This window comes from Roseofilum sp. Guam (assembly GCF_017746735.1).
Classification (GTDB): Bacteria; Cyanobacteriota; Cyanobacteriia; order Cyanobacteriales; family Desertifilaceae; genus Roseofilum; species Roseofilum reptotaenium.
The window spans coordinates 118,781-137,044 of sequence record NZ_JAGHZN010000001.1; the positions used below are offsets into that span (position 1 = coordinate 118,781).

The window sequence follows — 18,264 nt, forward strand, 5'->3', positions numbered from 1 at the left end:
TGCCTGGTTTATCAGGGATTTGAGCGTTTCAGCAGTCTTCGCGATCGCCGTCTGACCCAAAAGCCAATCCCACTGAGAAATAATATTCCCATCATACCCGCTAGGGGATTTTGATCAATACCGGTTATCCAAGAGGGAACCGTTTGTGTATATTCAATCAACTGACCCACATTAATTACATAAAATGTAGCCACTAACCCCGTGTGCAAACCAATGGATAATCCTAATCGTCCATAGGTTGCATATTTTGCCCAAACTAGGGTTAAACCTAACAGCACCAAACCAGGAAACTGAACCCAGGTTCGCAGAATTTCCCCCAAGGGTTTAATAAAGTGCAGCACCGCAAAAATTAGGGTGTTGATCCAAGCACTGCGGTTCGGAGAATAGTCCTGTTGCAGTTCACTCAGGAACCACCCGCGAAAAAACAGCTCTTCTGCACAACCGACTCCGAAACCAACGAGAATGGCTTCTAAGATGACTTGAGCCATTGATGGGGGTAAAGGTCTCCACGTTACCCAACCCATCAATTCTTGTATCGTAAACAATCCTAAGAGTAGAGAAACGGCAATCCACAAACCGGCGAAAAACTCTAAGCGATTTGCTCGGTTTAAACTCACTCCATAGTATTTACCCAGATGGGGAATGGGGTCAACCCATCGAGACCAAACATAAACCAGCAACAGGAACTCGATATACAAAATCCCCATCGCCAAAATACTTTGCCAGTTAGGATCTCGAACCCAGAGATAAATAGGCAAGGCAATGGGTAACCAAACACACAAAAGCACCACCAAAAATCGGAGGATTCTTTGCATGGCTGGTGCTTTTTTTCTTTCCCTTATGGGGTTAGAGGTCTTATTCTTCTGGCTCAATGGTGCTAGTGAGTCCGTGATTATTCAGAGTTTCACAGTAGAACTCAGCATGTTCTTGAGCGCAGGTAATCACTAAGGCTAGTCCACTATTGTGGGCTTCCATCATAATACTCACGGCCTGGGGCTGAGTTAAACTCGATACTGTTTTTAGGAGTGTTTCGACGACATACTCCATGGTGTTGAAGTCGTCGTTATGGAGTAGAACCCGATAACGAGGGGCAATTTTGCGAGTTGTTGACCGTTTTTCAATGGTTTCCACAGACATAGCTTTAGACCTCTGGTGAATGAATCAAAGGAAAGCATTTGTATTTGAGTGATTAAATGCTAAGAACTCTGATTGGCTTGATACAGCGCTCTTTGATAGACCTAAAGTGAAATTATAGCATTCCTTAGGAGGAAGTGTGAAGTTTTGTTAAAGTGTTCTAGGGTAGGTATAGCGCTTGGCACTAGGGAATAGGGAATAGCTTGTATTACTTAGGGTCTAACCCTTCAGGCTGTACTCCTTCAGAAGAGAGAATCGCTGTATACTAGACTTTTAACGCTATAACGGGTGATTAGTGATTCACTACTCTTCAGTAATAATGGAGAACTGGAACAACATCCAACCTTGTCAAATTGTATATTTAGAAGTGAACGGCGATCGCCTCTATACTGAAGTGATTCAGATTGTTATCGCGAGAGGTTTGGCTTGGGTGCGCCCTTTAATTTTGGTGACATCGACTGAGAATGATAGCCCCCTGTCAACGGATCTGCCCCCCTATTATGATGTACGCCAGGGCCCAGATCTCTTATGGCCAGTCCATGCATTCCATCTGGCCTTTGACACAGAAGTGATTCCTATTATTACTCAATTAGGAGCAATGCACCCCGCTGATTCTAAGAGAAGTGAACACCATCAGCAGTTACGATCCTTTATTGATCGTCTATGGAATCTTCATCAGAACCCAGAATCAGAACACTAGGGGTTAGAAACCAATTGAATACGCCCTTCATCCATTTCGCTCATCAACAATTCTAGGGCTTCATAATCGACATCGGAAATATGGCCTAAGCGCGTTAATTCGGCATTAATGGCATTTTCTAGTTCGGGGGTGAGCCGTTTTAGGTAGAGAATCTGTTCTACCAGCCGACGGATTAAACTGGTGGGTGTCATGATTGAACCTCACTTTTTTGATATACCTCTAGTTAACTGTCAATATCTAGGCTCAGATGTGATCGAATTAGTGCAAATTAAGTGACTTCGATCACCAAATGCTGGGGATCATGAGGGATCAAGGTTTAGCCAGATCGATTGGTTAAAGTAATGATACCTATAAGAGAAGTCCCGAAGCTGGGTAACTCTCAAGGGAATGCTTTTAAAATTTGAGTGGGGAGGAGACGGAGACACGGAGAATGGAATAATTCTAAAGGGACGGTTGTGCAAAATGCTAATGAAGTTTGATATGAAACCAGTAGATGAATTAAGACATTTATTATACTCCTCCAATCCTGAAGATAGAGTAGAGTGGGCTGGGCTAGTTATATTTAAGATTCACTGTCAAGGTAATGCCGATCGAGTTCTCCAGAATTGTCAAGAAGCTTTGTCAGTGGTGCTTAAGCAATATGAAAAAGATTGGCCATCTGAAGAAGAGTGGTATAACCTATTGCCAAAATGGTTTGTTGAACGCTGTGGTCCCGAACGTAGTGAAGAGGAAGAGGACGAAGACATAGCTAGGTGGCGAACTCTTTCTCCAGAAGAGCAATTACAAGAAATAGAACAAGAGAAATGGTCAGTAATGGATTGGATTAGTTGGTTTGATTTATCCATTGAACCAAGATACTGGTTTTGGTGGAATGCAATTATTCAAGACTCCAACACTCTATTTATTGCTCTTCAGGTAGTGGACGATCCAATACCTTATGGTTCTTTTTCATGGTTATTGAGAGCATCCGGTGCAATTATGATTCAAGAAACATCGGATGAAATGTTAACTGAATTAGGGGTAAATTTATAGGTTTAAGATGATTTTGTGATTGGTACTCGCTCTGAAGAAACTACAATAGAGCATCGGGATCGATATTTAATTGTTGTAGTTTCTCCCTTAGCTGTTGTAAATCGGATTCGGCGCGATCGGCTCGTTCTTGTTGCCTCTCTAGCTCTAGTTCAGCCCCCTCTGCTCGCTGTTGTTGGAGATCGGCTCTGTCTCGTTCGAGTTCCTTTTCTTGGCGTTCACTCTCTAGCTCTAATTCAGCACTCTCTGCTCTCTCCTCTGGAGTTGGATAGCGATCGCCCTTCTCCTCATACCAATAGAGCCATTCTCTGGTAATGCCTTGATAAGTGCCGCGATCGCTACCAATACCTAAATTCAGTTCCGGTAACCATACCGGTTCCCCAGATAATAATTGATATTGACCCTCCTGAAGTTGATAAACCTCTAATCTCTGTTGCTGTGTTCGCAGAGGATTATAGATGACATAGTAGGGAACTCCCAGTTGGGCATATTGTTGTTTTTTCTGGCTATATTCTCCTCTTCGGGTTTTTGAGACAACTTCTAACACTAAAGTCGGAACTTGTTGCTCTTCCCAAAGAACATAGGATAAGCGTAAACCTTCATCCCTGATTCTGGGGACACCGATACTCAAAAAACCATCGGGGACAATTGCCGGTTGGTTCGGATCGGTGTAAACTCCCATATCTACACCAAAAAACCAATCCATGCGCTCTGACCAAATAGAGGCCAACATTGCTTTGAGAAGAGTGGGAATTAAATCTTGCAGTTCGTTATCCACAGGGGTTTCATCTGAGTCGGGTAAATCTTGAGCTGAGGGTAAGTGATCTCTAGGATAGGATTTGAGGTGCATGAGCTGAACCAGGGTTTCTCTTGATTTTATCGCGATCGCTCTCAAACCTAAAAGACAGGCGAATCATTCCTACGATATCCTAGAGGTTTGTACGATCGCCCATTGGAAACACAGATTATACGAGAGGTGAACTTATGGTTATTGCCATCGATGAATTACTGACCCCCGATATCCATAAACCCGCTCGCTACATCGGTAAGGAATTAGGGGCAGCTTATAAGTCTTGGTCAGAGACATCTGTGCATTGGGTGTTGAGTTATCCGGAATTGTATGAATTAGGCTCATCCAATCTGGGGCATCAGATTCTATACAATATTATTAATGCCCAACCCCGCCAACTGTGCGATCGCACCTATTTACCCGGCCCTGACCTCAGTGCTAAACTCCGGGAGACCCAAACGCCTCTCTTTGCCCTTGAATCTCGTCGTGCTCTGCAAGAATTCGATATCATTGGCTTTAGTCTCAGCTACGAACTCGGAGCCACCAATATCCTGGAAATGCTCGATCTTGCTCGTATTCCCTTCACCTGGGAAGAGCGAAACCAGGGTGATTTTCCCCTAATCTTTGCCGGTGGACAAACCGCTACATCCAACCCGGAACCTTATGCCCAATTCTTTGATTTTATGGCTCTGGGAGATGGGGAAGAAGTGCTGCCAGAAATTGGCTTAATTGTCGAAGAGGGACTAAATAATACCTTAAGTCGCTTAGATTTACTCCTGGATCTGGCGCAAATTCCCGGAGTCTATGTGCCCCAATTTTATCAACCCATGCCAGACGGAAGTGTGCTTCCCTTGCGTGATGATGTACCCGATCACATTTTACGACGAACAGCTCCCCCCATGCCCGCCTATTCTGTGGCTCTTGTGCCCTATATTGAAACTATCCACGACCGTTTAACGATGGAAATTCGGCGCGGATGCACCAGAGGTTGCCGCTTTTGCCAACCGGGAATGCTCACTCGTCCAGCACGAGATGTTGACCCAGATGAGGTGATTGAGGCGATCGAACAAGGGATTCAAACCACGGGCTATAATGAAATCTCCCTCCTTTCCCTCAGTTGTTCCGACTATCTTGCCCTTCCTGCGGTCGGACTCGAACTCAGAAACCGTCTTCAAGAGCGAAAAATTGCCCTCTCCCTTCCCAGTCAACGGGTAGACCGCTTTGATGAAAACATTGGTAACATCGTTGGAGGGACGCGCAAAAGTTCCCTCACGTTTGCTCCCGAAGCGGGAACCCAACGGATGCGCGACATTATTAATAAAGGGTTGACGAATGAGGAACTCTTGCGTGGGGTAAAAAGTGCTTACGATCAGGGATGGGATCGGGTTAAACTTTACTTTATGATTGGCTTGCCTGGAGAAACGGACGCAGATGTGTTAGGTATTGCTGAAACGGTCCATTGGCTCCAGCAAGAATGTTATACTCGCGGTCGCAAACGCTTGGGGGTTACTCTCACTATCTCCAACTTTACGCCTAAACCCCATACTCCTTTTCAGTGGCATAGCGTGTCTACCGCAGAATTTGCACGCAAGCAGGACTTATTACGTGAAGAATTTCGGCAGATGCGGGGAGTCAAGGCCCATTTTACCGATATCCGATTATCGGCCATGGAAGATTTTCTTTCAAGGGGCGATCGCCAACTCGGCCCGGTTATCCTGGAAGCTTGGAAGCGTGGTGCGGGGATGGATGCCTGGTGGGAGAGTCTCGATACGGCCTATAATGCTTGGGAAGAGGCGATCGAGCAAGCTGGACTTACTTGGAAATATCGCCAAATTACCGAAGGAACCTGGCACGCGCTTCCTGACCACCTTTCGGAGAATTCTTCCTCACCTCGACTCCGCTCATCACCTCGACTCCCCTCGGTGAACGCTTCTGAGTCTCTGTTAGAGCAACCCCTTCCTTGGGATCATATCGACACTGGAATTAGCAAAACCTGGCTCAAAGACGACCTCAAACGCGCCCTCGAAGCCACCACCGTTCCCGACTGTTCCTTTGACAGTTGTTCCCACTGCGGAGTCTGTGGAACCAACTTCGGCCATAATATCGTTGTCACTCCACCTCCCATTCCCGCTCTAGAAGTTGGCGACAACACCAAAGTGCCGCCGGTTCAACGCTTACGAGTCAAATGGGGCAAACAAGGAGAAATGGGACAAATCAGTCATTTAGACTGGTTAAGACTGCTTGACCGGGCAGTACGTCGCGCTGGCTTACCGGTTGCCTATAGTGGAGGATATCATCCCGGCCCCCGCATCATGGTCGCCAGTGCCCTCTCGTTAGGCATCACAAGCAGTGGCGAATTAGTCGATTTTGAATTAACCCAGCCAGTCGCACCGGAAGACTTTTTACAGCGTCTTCGCGCCCAACTGCCTGCGGAATGTCCCCTTTACGAGGCGATAGAAGTCCCCTTAAAAGGGAAAAGCAGCGCCAAGTTATTAGAGCGGGCAGAATATCAGATTATCCTAGAGTGTTCTGTGGCTGTTATTTCCCAGGAATGGCAAGATTGGATTCAGGCTATTTTAGACCGTGAGGAAATCATCAAGGAAGGGAAAACTAAATCGGGGAAACCCAAACAGGTTAACCTTCGCGAGCAGTTATTTGAATTAGAGTTAGAATCGGTTCGTGCTGACAGTTTGGCACACATTCGTTATCTGGGCAGTTGCCGCAATGACGGAACTCTATTGCGTCCCATGGATGTGGTTTATTTGTTTGGATTCATTAGTCGTGGTTCTGAAAATTCTTCAGATTCACCGGAGTTTTCCGTGCGTCATACTCACCGCAAACAATTGATTTTATCCGATGAGTAATGGCGCAAGTTCGCTGTTTTAAGCTCATCTTGTCGGGGTTTCTGTGAAACCCCATCCAGTATGATATGTAGCAACGAAAGGGAAAGTTAGGACAGGTTCTATTGCTAGAGTTCCTATTGCCTATTGCCTTAAACCATCACCTAACTATCCTAACCAACTCCTTTTCTGCTATATAACTGTCCTAATCTAACAAGTTCACTGCCATATCATCATTAGTTAGAGGGATAGAGATGCTTACAGACTTGTTTACCTTCAATAACATGATCTTGAACAATTTGCTTGGCCACTTCTGGGGTAACGCGGGTGTACCAGGTTCTATCTCCAGAGTAAAAGACGACGGGACCGAGTTTACAAACCTCTAAGCAGCCTGCGTTCATAACTGTTACCTCAGCACCGGTTTCTTCTACCGCTTGCTGGAGTGCCTCATAGATGGGTTTCCACTGGCGCGAGGGATAACAGCGACTGGAGCGACAGACGGAAAGGTAAGGACGTTTGAGGGGATTGTGCTTGTAGGGAATAGATTGAGTGCCTAACACATAAATCTGGCGTAATTCTTCGTACAAACTCAGCTTTTCTAACCGAGGTTTACCCACGGGTAAAAGGTCTTCATCCTCCCCTAAAAATGGATTGGGTAAAAATAAATTCATCATTTTTTCCCCCGCTCCATTCCAAAATTGAATCCCCCAACTGCGGGGTTGTCCCTTTTCATTCAGGCGACGGTAGAGAGAAGCTCGTTGAATGAGTCGTTGTTGGCGCAGTTCTGGGGGCGTTTTGCATAAGGGCCCGCCTAGGTGTTCTTCGAGACACAGATGCAAGTGCCAGGCTTGGGTGACGACGGTAAGATAGCCATCATAGAGAATACAGATTTTGGGTGCTTCGGTAAATTCGAGTTCTAAGACACTTCCTTCGACAACATGACCAATTTGCACGTCTTGCCAGCGCTCTTGAAATAGGGTGTAGAGTAGAGGACCAGTAACATTGATGGTGCAAGGAAAGTCTTCGTATTCGATCTGGTGTCCTCCATAGAGGGGTTCAACGGTTCGATGGTTCAGGGGAGTTACCCAAGGGGAAAAGTGTGTCATTTTTCTGAGCCGTTTATTGCGGATGAGTTTTGGATAAGGTGACATTTTGGGTACGCCAGAGTAAGAGGTTGTACCCAAGAGCGATCGCTCCTCCCCAAGTCATTTGTTTGACAAATAATCGCCAAACGATCGCCGAGTCCATAAAATGACCGTCACTGAGCAGAGGATAGGCCAATAAAATCAGACCTTGATACAGAACAAAACCACCAATAAGGGCAATCAAATTCCAGAGGAGATGACCAACCCAAGTATGCTGGCTAAAGGTCGGTTTTTGACTGGCAAAGAAGGCAACGCTGAGGATTCCTATTCCCATAAGCGCCCCCCAGGTGAAGGCACTTCCAGAGAGGGGATACCCTCGGATAGCAAAGCCAATGAGTTGATTGATCGACCAAATCATCGCTGAAATGGTGATCGCCTTTCGCTTCTGTAATATTACCCCACTCATAGCAGCAAAAGCGACGAGAGGAACATGGGCATAAATGATATTGCTGGCGGTTCCGAGGGCCAAGAGGACACAAGGGGTAAGATAATGAAGAGAGAGCGCGCGCCAAGCCTGGCTAAAACTGGAGAGATGGGTCTGAGCTTCTGGATAAAGTTTCATCTTTGAAGATACCCCTAAGTGTTCGTACCATTATCTTAGCCCTAAAGCGATCGACGTTTCCCGTTAATAATAGGTAATCAGCGATCCCCCTATTCTCATCAGGAGGACTAAGCCTGATTGGGATTAACCAAGGCTTCTAAGTTGGCAGCATTAGATGGCTGAGGATTATCCAAGGATTGGCTATTCTGTACCCAGTGGCGATAATCCCACAGCAGTTGATGCATCAAACGCTGTTTAATGGTTAAAAGGACACTTCTGAGTAATCCATTCCCCGTATTTTCCATGATATAAGGTGGGGTGAGATTCAAGGGGGGTGGCAGTTCTACTTGCACGACTAAATTGGCTTTTCCATGAAGAGTTGTGCGATCGCCACATTGTTGGGGACAAAGTTTACCTTTTAAGTCCAGATGAAACCGTTGATTAATATATTCAATGCCTCGAATCTGACAACTGACCGATTGCAATTGTACATTTCCGTGAGCATCTGCCCAAACCTTTAGGTCTACCGTCGGTTGGAAGGTAAACATCATAAACGTCAAAGGACGCATTTTCAGCCGAAAAATTTCGTCACTTAAGTGTTCAATTTGACTTTCAGCAGTTAAGGCATTAACGAGACGTTTGGGTTGCCGTAGATAATGCTGAATGGGAATCGGTTGGGGCGGAACATTGAGGTTAACCGATTGAGTGGCACTAAATTGGGTGGTCATGGATGGGTTATGAATGTGCTGATGTAAATTTATTTTACAAAATTCTCACAATTCTAGTGGGGAGCCAGAACCGAGAAAACAACTCGCTACTCAATACAGAGCATTGTTGGAACTATAAATGCTGGATTTTAGTTGCAGATATCATACCCTGTCCTGTATGAAGAATTCAGGCTTCATTGTTAATTTTTATTGACTTAACTCAATAATTCTAATGATCGCCGATAACCGATCGCAATCAACAAGCCAGGCGAGTCTGTCAATCCATCAAATCCCCCATATAATCCCCCCAAACCTGAGCTGCTTGAGCGCTACTGCCATAAGTCGGTGTATTATCATCATTTCCTAACCAAATCCCCGTCACCCAACTGCGACTAGGAATATAGCCAACAAACCACAGATCCACCCCATTATTGGTTGTTCCCGTTTTTCCTGCTTCTCCCCATCCCAAATACGCATTACCTCCAGTGCCCTGACTCACCACTCCTTGTAACAACGCAGTCATGGTTTTCGCGACTTCCGGGGAAAGTACGGAGTAATTCCCTTTCGGATCTTGGGCATAATCATAAATCACCCGACAGGTATCCATTTGATTAGGTACAGCACAGTCACTACTGTCCAGAATGCGGCGAATAGCATGGGGGCGATGGTATACTCCAGAATTGCCAAAAACAGCAAATGCACCGGTCATTTCTAGGGGGGTAACTTCACTTTGTCCCAGGATTAAACCAGGAACCGCCTTTAAGTCAGCATTGATACCCAACATCCGAGCCATACGCACCACATCATTTAATCCCGCATCCTGAGCGATACGCAGAGCCACCGAATTTTCCGATTGGGCCATGGACACGGCCATATCGATCTCCCCGCCACTGCGCTCGCAGCCCCTATAGGATTGACCTTGCCAAGTAAAAGGGGCGCAGGAATAGGTTTTCCAAGGGGAAATGCCCTCTTCTAGAGCAGCAGCATAGGCAAATACTTTAAAGGTCGATCCAGGTTGACGATAGGCTTGCACAGCCCGATTAAATTGACTCTCGCGATAATTTTTACCGCCGGATAGGGCTAAAATTTCTCCGGTTTGACTATCGAGGGTAACCAGCGCGCCCTGGTCAAAATTAAAACTTTCTCCCGTAGTGGCGATCGCCTGTTCCAGATTTTGCTCGGCAATTTCTTGCATCTGCGGATCTAAACCGGTTTCAATAATAAAATTGCCCTCTCGCGCCAAACCTGTACCTAATAATTCCTCCAATTCCATAAACACATAATCATGGAAATAGGGAGCAATGGAGCGATTAAACTGTTCTAGGGCCTTGGGGTTAACTTGAATGCGCGATCGCCTCGCTCGGTTCGCTTCCTCTACGGAAATCATCCCCAATTTTTCCATCCGATACAACACCCCATCCCGTTGACGAATCGCTGCCTGATAATCTCGAATCGGATTAAAACTATTGGGAGCCGGTAACATTCCCACTAAAGTTGCTGCTTCAGAAAGGGTGAGATCCCTGGCTGACTTACCCAAATAATACTGCGCCGCATCTTCAAAACCATAGTTTGCACCCCCAATAAAAATCCGATTCAGATAGGTGAGGAGCAAGGTATCCTTACTATAAAAGGTCTCTAATTTCAGAGCGACGATCGCCTCCCGCAGCTTACGACCGGCTGTATCGGATGTACCCACATACTCCCGAAACAAACTGCGAGCCAACTGTTGGGTAATGGTGCTTCCCCCTTGTTGAATTCCTCCCCCTCTCAAATTCGCTCGAATCGCCCGAAGTGTACCAATAGGATCGACCCCAAAATGCCAATAAAAGCGGCTATCTTCCGAAGCAATCAGAGCTTTAGCCAGATGGGGGGAAAACTCAGAAAGGCGAGGGAGTTCTAAGTGAGCTTGATTGGTGGGAGGCACGAGTGGGGTTTCATTATCCCGTGCATACACAATCACCGGTCCTTGAATATTGCGAGGCAAAGGAGAAATATTAACTTTTTGCCATTCCATTAAAATGGCGAGCGTCAGCAAAGCGGTTAAACCTCCCAACCCATAGGCACTATAGCGCAGCACCTGAATCGGCCAAGGGGGGGGATTGGTATAGCGCAGGGTAACCGAAGCTTGTAATTCTGGGGGGCCCAGCGTCAGGAGAGCGCCATGATAAAGGCGCATTTCCGGCACTTTTCGCCGCCCCCGATAGATACCATTCGTTGCCCCCTCGTCTTTAATCGTAAACCCTTGTTTTGAGTCCCGAATCAAGGAACAATGGATCTGGCTCACGACCGGGTTCCGAATCACAATATCGCAGGATTTTGAAGAGCGTCCAATTAGAATGCGATCGCCCAATAGGGGATATTCCTCGGGCGCTTCTCCTTCCGTCTCCTCCACCATCAGTTTAGCCACCCGGGCCTTTGGTTTCAGGGCCAGTTGTGCAAGTTGAACTTTTGCTTGGATCGTTTGCGCGACTTGGGTAAGCGTACCCAGAAAGTTATTCGGAGGGCCAGGAGGTTGAGAACTCATAGGTTGCCTTAGTTAAATCAGTTCGGAGGAAATACGACTCTCTCTAATTTAACTGATGTTTCTCTCTAGCTAAAAGTTCTCGATTCTTTATACCTAGGGTCATCATCTCCTGCAATAACTCTGAGTCTACCCGTTAACAACTTTAAACCTGACTATCTTTAAGAGGAGAGTATGAATCGATTGATTAAAATCATGAAGAAGTTTTTAGAGACGTTTGAACGTCTCATTGCCTTCTTTTTGTTGTTAATGCTGGTTTTTGTTGTTTTTTTAGGTACGATCGAATTAGGTTTTATATTATTTGAGCAAATGCAAAACAAGCCTCATTTCTTATTGCTCAATATCCAAGAAATTCTAAAAATATTTGATTATTTTTTATTGATTATCATTGGCTTAGAACTGATTGAAGCCACTAAAGTCTATCTGGAAGAAGAAGTCATCCATGTGGAAATCATTTTCCTGGTGGCCATGGTGGCGATCGCCCGCAAAGTGATTATCCTCGATATCAGTAAGTTCCATCCCCTCGTTCTATTCGGTATTTCTTCCATCATCCTCGCTCTAACCATTGGGTTCTACTTTTTAATCAAGACCCTCAAGCCCAAATAAGGGGCTGGGGGCCCCTTGCTTTCCCCAGAATCGATAGGGAGTATTAAAGAGAAATGGTATTCGAGGCTTGTTTTTGCCGGACTATGTGTAAACCTTCCTTCAGGGCGGTTAGGCGATCGCCCATCCAGCGATCGCCGGGAATTAAGCCAGCAATACCGAGCTTTTCTAAACGACGTTTCACCTTTCCGGTTGCTCCAACTACAATCACATCTCGTCCATCATCGATCGCCTCTTGGATCGCATTTTCGATCGCCAAAGAAGAAGTAACACCAAGAATCGGCACTTCACTCAAATCGACAATCAACACATCATAACTCCCAATCGCACCATGTTCTCTGGAAATCGCTTTCGCTACCCCAAAAATCATCGGCCCGCTCAAATGGAACAGCAAAACCCGACCATTAGCCGCATCTAAAATTCCCTTTTCTTCCTGACTCATTACGATTTGATCGTCGGCATCAGTAATCGCTTTGACAGACTGAGATTGCAGTTCATCCAGACGTTCAATGGTTAAAATATTGGCGATGAAAACGCCCACTGCTACCGCCACCATTAAATCCACGAACACCGTCAGAAGAACCACACTATAAACAATTCCAGCAGCCTTCCAAGAAATTGTATGAACCCGTTTTAGGAAGCCCCAATCAATAATATCAATCCCCACTTTTAAGACGATTCCGGCTAAAACAGCTAAAGGAATTCCTGAAGTTAACGGGGCTGCCCATAACACCACAATTAATAAGGCTAAGGCGCGACTAATTCCCGCTAAAGCAGTCCGTCCCCCAGCTTGAATACTGACCACAGTGGCCGTTGTTGCCCCAGAACCCGCAATGCCCCCACATAAACCGGTAATTAAATTGGCAACCCCTTGACCGATTAATTCCTTATTGGATTTATGTTCAGTCCGAGTCAAGCTATCCGAGACTAAACAGGTTAAGAGGCAATCAATGGAGCCAACCATGCCTAAAACCATCGCATTCACAAACATTAACCGCAAAGTGCCTGGGGTAAATGTCGGCATGTGCAGTTCTGGCAAACCGGGAGTGATTTCTCCAATAGTGGCGATCGTGCGGATATCAATATCTCTAAAAAACATCAAAGAGATGCCCGTTCCAATCACCAAAGCCACCAGTTGAGGCGGCATGAGTTTTTTCAGTTGTGTGGGATAAAAGAACAAAATTCCTAAAGTAATCCATCCTAAAAAGGTTTCCCAGGGACTGATATTAGAAATTAAATCAGGGAATGCTTTAATTACCCCAAGAACCCCTCCTGGTGGGGTTTGTTGACCGATAAACGGGGCAATTTGCAGAAAAATCAGAATCACACCAATTCCGGTCATAAACCCCGAAATGACGTTATAGGGAAGCATTGTAATATACTTGCCCAGTCGCAGGACACCGAAGAGAATTTGAAAAACTCCTGCCATCATCACCACGGTAAAAGCCATGGCCAGACCCGTTTCTGGGCTATCTGGATTGTTGGCCATTAATTCGGCAATCACTGCCGTGACAATAACCGTCATCGGGCCGGTAGGCTCGGAGATCAGGCTGGGAGTACCACCAAATAAAGCCGCGAAAAATCCGATTAAGATCGCCCCCCATAACCCCGCAGAAGCGCCAGCACCGGAGGCAATTCCAAAAGCAAGGGCCATCGGTAAGGCAACGACGGCGGCAGTTAGCCCCCCAAAAATATCCCCTTTGAGGTTTCGGAAGTGGATGGTATTGGTAATTTGCATCAAACGTTTTCCTTTATCAAAAGCTGCATCAATTGCTATAGAACTTACCCAATCACCATACCGGAAGATTGGCTCTGGGTATTAAGCCTTTTTCTTGGTTCTCATTTCCGGATAAATTGTAGCGATCAACAAACAAATAATACCGATATTAATGGCGACATCCGCTAAATTAAAGACCGGAAAGCGAATCAATCGAAAATCGAGAAAATCCACCACATACCCAGCCACAAACCGGTCAATGCCATTGCCTAAAGCCCCTCCTAAAATAAAGCCATAACCCGCCTGCTCCCAGCGTGTCATTTTTGGCCCATACAATGCCAAACCCATGAGAGCTAAACTCACTCCTAAGGATAGCCAACGCAACCATTCTCCATTTTCGCTAAATAAGCTAAAGGCAGCGCCATAATTGCGGACGTATGTAAAATGAAAAACACCGGGTATGAGCGGCCAACTCTCATGTAATTCAAAATTCTGGATCGTCCAAAACTTAGCTAGGTGATCCAATATTAAACTAATTAACGCCAATATCCAAAATAAGGGATTTTTCTTGAATTTCATCGAGCAAGTTAGCTGTATTATTCATTTAATAAAACATCAAATGGCGCAAGAGGTAAGCAACGACTGTCGCTGCACAAGCAACAACCAGTTGTCCGGGAAGGGGAAACAGAGAATATTGTATAATTGTATTTAAGAGCTGTTGGCTGCTTTCTGGAGTCCAGGAAAATAGCTCAGTCAAACTTAAATATAAGATACCCGTCAGATGAATACTGACTAATCCTCCCAGGCAACTCAGGGCTAAGAATTCCAGGCGTGGAGGGAAGCGAAATGCCAAAACACCACAAATCCATGCTCCAGGAATGAATCCGAGCAAATAGCCAAAGGAGGGTTCTTTAAGATAACCTAATCCTCCTCCTTGGGAAAATACAGGAAACCAGGTTAAGCCCATGATTAAATAGCCGATTTGAGATAAAACTCCGGCTTTTTTACCCCCCATGCACCCCACTAATAAAACGCCTCCAATCTGATAGGTTACACCTAGGGAATGGAGGGATAAAAGATGGTCTTGAAAAGACCACATGGGGGAGGCAATAAAGGCTTCTAAAAAGGTTCCCCCAATGGTAAGAAGCAGGCCAATGAACGCCCACAACAGTTCATTTAAACGAATCACATTGCTGGATTTCAATGCCCTCCAGGAATGGGGGCTTCTCCCCCTTCAAGTCCTAAAGAAGCGAGCATTTGATGGTCGGCTTCTGGAGGTTGTCCTAGGGTGGTGAGATAGTGACCAATGAGCATGGCGTTAATGCCAGCTTGTAGTCCTAGGGCTTGTAGTTCTCCCATGACGGTTTCCCGTCCACCGGCATAGCGGATGATTTGTTCGGGTAGGATCAGGCGGAAAATAGCGATCGCCTTCAGAGCTTCGTAGGGATCGAGTCGAGAACATTCCCCTAAGGGCGTTCCTTCCCGAGGATTCAGTAGATTTAAGGGCACAGATTCTACGTCTAATTCCCGGAGAGAGAGGGCTAAATTGACCCGGTTTTCCCAGCTTTCTCCCATGCCTAAAATACCGCCAGCACAGGCTTGAATGCCAACGGCTTTGAGGTTTTTGATCGTTTCCACGCGATCGCGCCATTGGTGGGTTGTGACGATGGACGGGAAGAAGTCCTCAGAGGCTTCTAGGTTATGGTTATAGCGGGTGACTCCAGCTTCTTTGAGAGCTTGAGCTTGTTCTGGGGTGACTTCACCGAGGGCACAACAGGGCTTAATGTCGGTTTGGTCAATAATTTGACGAACGGTTTCTAAAACCTGTTCAAAGTCTTGGGATTTGGGAGAGCTATATTTTGGCCCCCGTCCCTGACTCACCAGACAGAACCGTTTAGCGCCTGCGGCTGCGGCTGCTTTGGCTTGGGCTAAAATTTCTTCTGTGGATTTGAGTCCGTAAATGGGGGAATCTTTGCCTGGATGGTGAGCAGACTGGGCACAAAAGCCACAGTTTTCCGAACAACTACCCGATTTAACGTTGCCGATACTGCACAGATCTACCACATTACCACAGCATTCTTGACGCACGCGATCGGCTGCGGCACAAAGTAAGAGGATGTTGTCCTGACCTTGAATTTGCGTCAGTTCCAGAGCTTCTTCTTGAGTAAGCCGTTTTCCGTTAATAATCTGATCGCTGAGGCGATCGAGCCATACAGCTAATGAGGATTCATTAGGGAGAGTAGCGGGGTTATGGGATCGCCCTAACCCCTGAGATGAATTTGATAATGGTGCTTGAACCACGTCCAGCCCCTGTACTTAAGTAATAGTAATGCAATTGAATTGTATCACTACACTTGGCCCCACTAAAATCTCAACCCAATTCCCCCTTGCAGAGAAACGGCAGTTTCTCCTGTGTTTCGATAGGCATCGAAGGCAATGACCGCATTACCAAAAATCACCGCATTACTCGATGGAATCATGTAATCAATCCCTGGTTGTAGGGCAAAGCCGTTTTGATTACCTAAGGGTGAAACATTATTCCCATTGGCAAAGGAATAGCCTGCACCAATATAGGCATCGGTTTGCCAGTTGAGAGGAAAATCGTAGGATACGGTGGGAACGACTGCTGCCGATCCACCCAAAATAAACCCTTGTACTCGCATGGAGAGGGGAATTTCTAGGAATTTGTAGCGCACGGCAATGACTCCTGCAATTTGCCGGTTAGCATTCCCCCCTTCAACCAAACCAACAGCAGGCCCAACACCGATGTAACTGCCATAGGCGGCTTGTGCTTGGGCAGGTTGGGGATTTAAGCTGAGAGTTCCGAGGGCAGTTCCGAGAGCGATCGCTCCTACGCCTAGGATCTTTTGTAAATAATGCTTCATAATCTACACTCCTCAATTCAACGGTAGGTGAACCCATTGATGCTTTCTGAGTTTAACGTAATTGTTGTTCAATTGAGATACTCCCATTGCTCCTTTCAATCCACTACCCATTCAGGCAAGTTTCTAGCTTATGGCCTTATTCTGCTGTTGCCAACGAGTCTTCTACAGTTAGATCTGGAACTCGCAGCATATCGATAGTCGTGAGAGAGCAAAACTAATTCTCTAACCGTAGCGATCGCGGTCGGATGCTATTTGTTGGCGACCCAAGGCAGGCTATCATGGGCTTCGCAGGGGCTGACTGTGATAGTTATTGCAATCCACATTCCGCACGACAAAATGTAGTATAAATAAGGAGATCAAGTAGAGGAAATATTTGCCCGGAAAAAAACTGGAGAAGAAGGAGAAACCAGAGGAAAATAGAGGTGATTGTATGGCTCAAAGCCCGGTCAGTGTCTAGAATATCCAGTGAAGGGTAATTGATGACTAAAAATGCCCATCACCGGATGTAGGTAGAGTAAAAATGCTACCATAAGGACAAGGATTCAATAGCAATGAGGGTCGGACTATTTCGGATAGCAAATAATATCTTTGACTCGAAGCGGGAAAGAATTTGAGTAGATGTAAACGTTCTTCAGTCAGATTAGAAACCTGTGCCTCTCCCGATTGAAAGAACCAGTGAATTGACTGAAAACACTGGAAAATCCAACGGAGAGTGGGTCGATTAGTTGGGCGACCTAATTGATTTTTTACTGTGGATTGAGTCCGGGTTAAACTGTGGCGTAGTTGACGTTGGCCCAAGGTATAAATCAGTAAACACAAACCCATGATTAACCCCAAAGCTTCGATGGGGTGAGCCGATTTGAGAAAGACACTATCGGTTAAGAAATATTTGTTTAATTCCGCCATAAGTTTTGCCAACTTCTCGATAACTATATCCCTCGGTTTTACTTGAGGTGAATTGAGCTGAATCCTCCGACTGGACTAGGTTTTGGGCAGCTTTTATCTTCATCGGCACTCGCGATAGCCATTTAGTATTTCTTAGAGCTTCCAGGTTCTCTTGAGTATATAAAGCGCTATCAGCAACCATTAAACTATCTAGATTAAATGGTTTCTGAAATTCTTTCATTGATTGAGCAAACTGTTTTTGGTCTGATTCATTGCCATCCCCTATTTTCATCCATAATGGTACATCTCCATCTCCTGTACAGATTAATTCCATCATAAACTGTTTCAAGTCTGGTCTATGGTCTCTCGAACAACCATACGTAATGTTCACCACTTTCGGCTCTAATTCTTCTCCAGGATTTTCATACTCTCCCTCAACTGAGAATGAACTCGAATCTAGATGTACTGTGCCGATTTCTAATTCATAGATTTTCACCGCTTCGATAGCCACAGATACGAAAATTTCGTTGATTCCTCTTTGGTACAGTTGGTCTAAGACTCTTCCCAATCTATCGTCATTAAAATATTCGGCTTTCGCTCCCGGCCCAATTAAATGCTCTATGGCTTTTCCTTCAAAGAATTGGCTAAATAAATATAAGGGAGATGAGACTAATCCTAGTCCATTTAATATAGTCAATTCGATTAAGGTTGAGACACTAGCATTTATCTATAACGTCGGTATCTGTAGGGGCGAACGGCCGTTCGCC

At 45.7% G+C, this 18,264-nt stretch carries 18 protein-coding genes and 1 pseudogene; 4 read left to right on the plus strand and 15 right to left on the minus strand.

The annotated features are described in order from the left end of the window. Positions 1-11: 11 nt before the first annotated feature. Positions 12-815, minus strand: coding sequence for a type II CAAX endopeptidase family protein (locus J7529_RS00475; RefSeq protein ID WP_318727364.1), 804 nt, complete (start codon positions 813-815; stop codon positions 12-14). 40 nt (positions 816-855) lie between these two features. After that, on the minus strand, positions 856-1,137 hold the full coding sequence (gene clpS / locus J7529_RS00480; RefSeq protein WP_271937453.1) for an ATP-dependent Clp protease adapter ClpS: 282 nt from the start codon (positions 1,135-1,137) through the stop codon (positions 856-858). A 316-nt stretch (positions 1,138-1,453) separates the two neighbouring features. Between clpS and J7529_RS00485 the strand changes: the two genes are divergently transcribed. Continuing rightward, positions 1,454-1,834, plus strand: a complete 381-nt coding sequence (locus J7529_RS00485) for a hypothetical protein (RefSeq protein ID WP_271937452.1) — start codon at positions 1,454-1,456, stop codon at positions 1,832-1,834. Here the strand turns inward: J7529_RS00485 and J7529_RS00490 are convergent. Beyond that, positions 1,831-2,025, minus strand: coding sequence for a hypothetical protein (locus J7529_RS00490; RefSeq protein ID WP_271937451.1), 195 nt, complete (start codon positions 2,023-2,025; stop codon positions 1,831-1,833). The genes J7529_RS00485 and J7529_RS00490 overlap by 4 nt on opposite strands. A gap of 289 nt (positions 2,026-2,314) precedes the next feature. On the opposite strand from J7529_RS00490, the gene J7529_RS00495 reads away from it, so the two are divergent. Beyond that, on the plus strand, positions 2,315-2,866 hold the full coding sequence (locus J7529_RS00495; protein WP_318727365.1) for a hypothetical protein: 552 nt from the start codon (positions 2,315-2,317) through the stop codon (positions 2,864-2,866). A 40-nt stretch (positions 2,867-2,906) separates the two neighbouring features. Here the strand turns inward: J7529_RS00495 and J7529_RS00500 are convergent, their stop codons facing one another. Further along, positions 2,907-3,713, minus strand: coding sequence for a Uma2 family endonuclease (locus J7529_RS00500; protein ID WP_318727366.1), 807 nt, complete (start codon positions 3,711-3,713; stop codon positions 2,907-2,909). 134 nt (positions 3,714-3,847) lie between these two features. On the opposite strand from J7529_RS00500, the gene J7529_RS00505 reads away from it, so the two are divergent. Continuing rightward, positions 3,848-6,517: a TIGR03960 family B12-binding radical SAM protein gene (locus J7529_RS00505; RefSeq protein ID WP_318727367.1), complete on the plus strand. Its 2,670-nt coding sequence runs from the start codon at positions 3,848-3,850 to the stop codon at positions 6,515-6,517. A gap of 212 nt (positions 6,518-6,729) precedes the next feature. Here J7529_RS00505 and J7529_RS00510 read toward each other — a convergent pair whose 3' ends face one another. From J7529_RS00510 to J7529_RS00525, 4 genes are all read right to left on the minus strand, one after another. Beyond that, positions 6,730-7,599, minus strand: coding sequence for a (2Fe-2S) ferredoxin domain-containing protein (locus J7529_RS00510; RefSeq protein WP_318727368.1), 870 nt, complete (start codon positions 7,597-7,599; stop codon positions 6,730-6,732). Positions 7,600-7,612: 13 nt separating this feature from the next. After that, positions 7,613-8,200 carry a hypothetical protein gene (locus J7529_RS00515; RefSeq protein WP_318727369.1) on the minus strand — a complete coding sequence of 196 codons (588 nt, stop codon included), beginning with the start codon at positions 8,198-8,200 and terminating at the stop codon, positions 7,613-7,615. Positions 8,201-8,307: 107 nt separating this feature from the next. Next, positions 8,308-8,907 carry a DUF1997 domain-containing protein gene (locus J7529_RS00520; RefSeq protein WP_318727370.1) on the minus strand — a complete coding sequence of 200 codons (600 nt, stop codon included), beginning with the start codon at positions 8,905-8,907 and terminating at the stop codon, positions 8,308-8,310. 256 nt (positions 8,908-9,163) lie between these two features. Beyond that, positions 9,164-11,410 (minus strand): transglycosylase domain-containing protein, encoded by a 2,247-nt coding sequence (locus tag J7529_RS00525; RefSeq protein ID WP_318727371.1) that lies wholly within the window; start codon positions 11,408-11,410, stop codon positions 9,164-9,166. A gap of 171 nt (positions 11,411-11,581) precedes the next feature. Here J7529_RS00525 and J7529_RS00530 point away from each other — a divergent pair, with 171 nt between their 5' ends. Then, the gene (locus J7529_RS00530; protein ID WP_271937437.1) at positions 11,582-12,013 is read left to right on the plus strand and encodes a phosphate-starvation-inducible PsiE family protein; all 432 of its coding nucleotides are present in this window, start codon (positions 11,582-11,584) and stop codon (positions 12,011-12,013) included. A 43-nt stretch (positions 12,014-12,056) separates the two neighbouring features. On the opposite strand, the gene J7529_RS00535 is transcribed toward J7529_RS00530, so the two are convergent. From J7529_RS00535 to J7529_RS00565, 7 genes and pseudogenes are all read right to left on the minus strand, one after another. Then, positions 12,057-13,748: a SulP family inorganic anion transporter gene (locus J7529_RS00535; RefSeq protein WP_318727372.1), complete on the minus strand. Its 1,692-nt coding sequence runs from the start codon at positions 13,746-13,748 to the stop codon at positions 12,057-12,059. Between the two features lie 81 nt (positions 13,749-13,829). Then, a complete protein-coding gene (gene lspA / locus J7529_RS00540) occupies positions 13,830-14,306 on the minus strand; it encodes a signal peptidase II (protein WP_318700975.1) in 477 nt (158 codons plus the stop codon). Positions 14,307-14,331: 25 nt separating this feature from the next. Next, the gene (locus J7529_RS00545) at positions 14,332-14,931 is read right to left on the minus strand and encodes a biotin transporter BioY (RefSeq protein WP_318727373.1); all 600 of its coding nucleotides are present in this window, start codon (positions 14,929-14,931) and stop codon (positions 14,332-14,334) included. Continuing rightward, positions 14,928-15,920: pseudogene (gene bioB, locus J7529_RS00550) on the minus strand (biotin synthase BioB); the annotation flags it as partial. The pseudogene bioB and the gene J7529_RS00545, both read right to left, overlap by 4 nt. A gap of 170 nt (positions 15,921-16,090) precedes the next feature. Beyond that, positions 16,091-16,612, minus strand: coding sequence for a hypothetical protein (locus J7529_RS00555; RefSeq protein ID WP_318727375.1), 522 nt, complete (start codon positions 16,610-16,612; stop codon positions 16,091-16,093). Between the two features lie 483 nt (positions 16,613-17,095). Continuing rightward, complete coding sequence (locus J7529_RS00560) at positions 17,096-17,518, minus strand: hypothetical protein (RefSeq protein WP_318727376.1); 423 nt, start codon at positions 17,516-17,518, stop codon at positions 17,096-17,098. Beyond that, positions 17,484-18,224, minus strand: a complete 741-nt coding sequence (locus tag J7529_RS00565; protein WP_318727377.1) for an IS1634 family transposase — start codon at positions 18,222-18,224, stop codon at positions 17,484-17,486. The genes J7529_RS00560 and J7529_RS00565 overlap by 35 nt, the downstream gene beginning before the upstream one ends. Between the last annotated feature and the right edge of the window lie 40 nt (positions 18,225-18,264).

What these genes read in the sequence shown, in the direction of transcription:
- J7529_RS00475 (WP_318727364.1), bottom strand. Translation starts at nt 815, where the DNA reads ATGCAAAGAATCCTCCGATTTTTGGTGGTGCTTTTGTGTGTTTGGTTA.
- clpS (WP_271937453.1), bottom strand. Translation starts at nt 1,137, where the DNA reads ATGTCTGTGGAAACCATTGAAAAACGGTCAACAACTCGCAAAATTGCC.
- J7529_RS00485 (WP_271937452.1), top strand. Translation starts at nt 1,454, where the DNA reads ATGGAGAACTGGAACAACATCCAACCTTGTCAAATTGTATATTTAGAA.
- J7529_RS00490 (WP_271937451.1), bottom strand. Translation starts at nt 2,025, where the DNA reads ATGACACCCACCAGTTTAATCCGTCGGCTGGTAGAACAGATTCTCTAC.
- J7529_RS00495 (WP_318727365.1), top strand. Translation starts at nt 2,315, where the DNA reads ATGAAACCAGTAGATGAATTAAGACATTTATTATACTCCTCCAATCCT.
- J7529_RS00500 (WP_318727366.1), bottom strand. Translation starts at nt 3,713, where the DNA reads ATGCACCTCAAATCCTATCCTAGAGATCACTTACCCTCAGCTCAAGAT.
- J7529_RS00505 (WP_318727367.1), top strand. Translation starts at nt 3,848, where the DNA reads ATGGTTATTGCCATCGATGAATTACTGACCCCCGATATCCATAAACCC.
- J7529_RS00510 (WP_318727368.1), bottom strand. Translation starts at nt 7,599, where the DNA reads ATGACACACTTTTCCCCTTGGGTAACTCCCCTGAACCATCGAACCGTT.
- J7529_RS00515 (WP_318727369.1), bottom strand. Translation starts at nt 8,200, where the DNA reads ATGAAACTTTATCCAGAAGCTCAGACCCATCTCTCCAGTTTTAGCCAG.
- J7529_RS00520 (WP_318727370.1), bottom strand. Translation starts at nt 8,907, where the DNA reads ATGACCACCCAATTTAGTGCCACTCAATCGGTTAACCTCAATGTTCCG.
- J7529_RS00525 (WP_318727371.1), bottom strand. Translation starts at nt 11,410, where the DNA reads ATGAGTTCTCAACCTCCTGGCCCTCCGAATAACTTTCTGGGTACGCTT.
- J7529_RS00530 (WP_271937437.1), top strand. Translation starts at nt 11,582, where the DNA reads ATGAATCGATTGATTAAAATCATGAAGAAGTTTTTAGAGACGTTTGAA.
- J7529_RS00535 (WP_318727372.1), bottom strand. Translation starts at nt 13,748, where the DNA reads ATGCAAATTACCAATACCATCCACTTCCGAAACCTCAAAGGGGATATT.
- lspA (WP_318700975.1), bottom strand. Translation starts at nt 14,306, where the DNA reads ATGAAATTCAAGAAAAATCCCTTATTTTGGATATTGGCGTTAATTAGT.
- J7529_RS00555 (WP_318727375.1), bottom strand. Translation starts at nt 16,612, where the DNA reads ATGAAGCATTATTTACAAAAGATCCTAGGCGTAGGAGCGATCGCTCTC.
- J7529_RS00560 (WP_318727376.1), bottom strand. Translation starts at nt 17,518, where the DNA reads ATGGCGGAATTAAACAAATATTTCTTAACCGATAGTGTCTTTCTCAAA.